At 51.5% G+C, this 2,856-nt stretch carries 3 protein-coding genes and 1 pseudogene; 1 reads left to right on the forward strand and 3 read right to left on the reverse strand.

All coding sequences use genetic code 11. The features are described from left to right. The coding region (locus tag B3355_RS04180) for an EAL domain-containing protein (RefSeq protein ID WP_292780516.1) at positions 1-320 on the forward strand (320 nt) is incomplete at its 5' end. Between the two features lie 3 nt (positions 321-323). On the opposite strand, the pseudogene pth reads toward B3355_RS04180, so the two are convergent. The 3 genes and pseudogenes from pth to B3355_RS04195 all read right to left on the reverse strand — a co-directional run bounded on the left by pth (position 324) and on the right by B3355_RS04195 (position 2,660). Beyond that, positions 324-897: pseudogene (gene pth, locus B3355_RS04185) on the reverse strand (aminoacyl-tRNA hydrolase). Between the two features lie 107 nt (positions 898-1,004). Continuing rightward, positions 1,005-1,613, reverse strand: a complete 609-nt coding sequence (locus B3355_RS04190; RefSeq protein ID WP_019881576.1) for a 50S ribosomal protein L25/general stress protein Ctc — start codon at positions 1,611-1,613, stop codon at positions 1,005-1,007. 111 nt (positions 1,614-1,724) lie between these two features. After that, a complete protein-coding gene (locus B3355_RS04195) occupies positions 1,725-2,660 on the reverse strand; it encodes a ribose-phosphate pyrophosphokinase (protein WP_292780522.1) in 936 nt (311 codons plus the stop codon). Positions 2,661-2,856: the final 196 nt, after the last annotated feature.

Raw genomic sequence — 2,856 nt, forward strand, 5'->3', positions numbered from 1 at the left:
ATTTTGGTACCGGTTATTCAGCCTTGTCTTACCTGAAAAAATTCCCGATTGATTACGTAAAGATTGACCGTTCATTTGTACGCGAGCTGGGCACCTCAGGTGAGGACGAAGCGTTGTGCCGCGCGATTATTGTGATGGCGCATAGCCTGGGTATGCAGGTGATTGCAGAAGGCATTGAGAACCAACGCCAATTACGTATATTGCAGGAGATGGGCTGCGATTTCGGCCAGGGCTATTACTTCTCGCCACCGCTACGACCAGAGGCTTTTGTGAACTGGCACCATGAGTGGCACCAGCATCCGGCGATTATTTCACGTTAATCGTTATTTGCTGTGCAGTTGCAGCATGGCTTTTTCAAATTGGCCTTGTGCCAGCAGGTCAGTGACAGTGGTAGCCTTGATGATGCTGTCATCAATGGCTTGCTGTTCGTCTTTGCCCGCCGCTTTCAAGACAAAATTCACTACTTCAGCTTTGTTGCCAGGATGGCCGATGCCGATGCGCAAACGCCAGTAATCAGGCGTGCCCAGCGCCGCGTGAATATCGCGCAGTCCGTTATGGCCGCCGTGGCCACCGCCAAATTTCAGTTTGGCTTGTCCTGGTGGCAGGTCCAGTTCGTCATGCACCACCAGCACTTCTGCGGGCNNGGATTTTGTAGTAATTGGCAATGGCGGCCACCGACTTGCCGCTGGCATTCATAAAGGTGCTGGGTTTGAGTAGCCATTTATCGCTGTGAGGTTGCCATTTGCCCGCGATGCCAAACAGTTTGGCCTCCGCTGTCATGCGGCTACCGGATTGTTCTGCCAGTAAATCCACCAGCCAGAACCCGGCATTGTGACGGGTCATGGTGTATTGTTCACCCGGATTGCCCAGGCCAACGATTAGTTTTATTCCACTCATATTTGCGTATTTACGATCTGGCTTGGATTGGTGCACAAAAACGCACACCAAAAAAAACGCGCACAGGATTGTGCGCGTTTATTGTAGCGGATAACCGCCGGGCCTGCTTAGGCTGCTGGTGTTTCTTCAGCAGCTTCTTCGCTACCACCACGTGGTTTAGCAATTGAAACCACTGCAGCGTCATCACCGTGTGCCAGTTGAACAAACTCAATGCCTTTTGGCAGTTTGATTTCGGACAAGTGGATAGAGTGACCAGCTTCCAGTTTGGCCAGATCTACTTCAATAAACTCTGGCAAATCTTTTGCCAGGCAGCTTACGTCAGCTTCAGTCTGGATGTGGGAGATGTTACCACCACCGGTTTTAACGCCAGGTGCCACATCTTCATTGATGAAGTGGAAAGGCACTTTCACGTGGATTTTCTCAGTCGCAGACACGCGCTGGAAATCGATGTGTTGAATCGTGTTGCGTACTGGGTGCAGTTGATAGTCACGCAGTAACACGCTTTCAGCTTTGCCATCCAGCACCAGGCTCAGGATAGACGCGTGAAAAGCTTCATGGCGGAATTCCATGAACAATTCTTTGTGGTTCAACTCGATAGATACAGCAGCTTGATCACCACCGTAAACAACACCAGGCACGCTGCCAGCGCGACGCAGGCGGCGGCTCGCACCCGTACCTTGAACGTCACGTTTGACTGCTTTAATTTCGATACTCATTTTGAGGCTCCTAAAAACGCCACGAATGGCGGTACTGCACTAAAATCCACCTGCCGCGACCAGCAGGTGGTGTAAAACTTAATCCATGCTCTACATTGTATTTATGTACTTTTAGTCCATAAATAAGGAAGAAACGGATTCTTCCTGGCTGATACGCTTGATGGTCTCTGCCAGCAAAGTGGCCGCGCTCAGCTGGCGGATTTTGCTGCAGGCCTGTGCGCCAGCATTTAATGCAATGGTGTTGGTGACCACTAACTCATCCAGTGTGGAAGCTGTAATGCGCTCACCGGCACCACCGGACAATACCGGGTGGGTGGCATAAGCAACCACTTTGGTCGCGCCACGGTCTTTCAAGGCGGCAGCGGCTTCACACAAGGTGTTGGCGGTATCCACCATGTCATCCATAATGACGCAGGTGCGGCCTTCAACTTCACCGATAATATTCATGACCTTGGCAACGTTCGCTTTCGGGCGGCGTTTGTCGATAATCGCCAGGTCGGCATTCAATTGTTTGGCAGCTGCACGCGCACGCACCACACCACCAACGTCTGGTGAAACGACTACCAGATTTTCGTGACCTTGCTTGGCCAGGTCTTCCAGCAGAATCGGGGTCGCATAAATATTGTCGACCGGGATATCAAAAAAGCCCTGGATCTGGTCTGAGTGCAAGTCCATGGTCAACAAGCGGTTCACACCGACGCTGGTCAGCATATTGGCGACCACTTTCGCTGTGATCGCTACACGGGCTGAGCGCGGACGTCTGTCCTGGCGCGAATAACCCAGGTAAGGGATGGCTGCGGTAATGCGGCCAGCAGAAGAGCGGCGCAGCGCATCGACCATGACCATGACTTCCATCAGGCTGTCATTGGTCGGGTAGCTGGTAGACTGCAATACAAACACGTCACGGCCGCGGACATTTTCCAGCAGCTCCAACATGATTTCACCGTCTGAAAATCGGCCAACATCGGCACGCCCTAATTCAATACCCAAATGCGTGGCAACTTCTTGTGCCAGTACCGGATTGGCATTGCCGGTAAATACCATCATGTTGGCGTTACTCAACGTTGTACCCTTTTTTAAGCGATGACGATGTCTTGAAACCTGATTCCAGCCACAGGTCCGGAATCTACAAAAAATTTAAGCGTGTAAATCGTTAAATCTACACGCTTATGTTTGGCTGAGGAGGAAGGATTCGAACCTTCGCATGCCGGAATCAAAATCCGGTGCCTTAACCAGCTTGGCG

This window comes from Methylophilus sp. UBA6697 (assembly GCF_002454655.1).
Taxonomy (GTDB): Bacteria; Pseudomonadota; Gammaproteobacteria; order Burkholderiales; family Methylophilaceae; genus Methylophilus.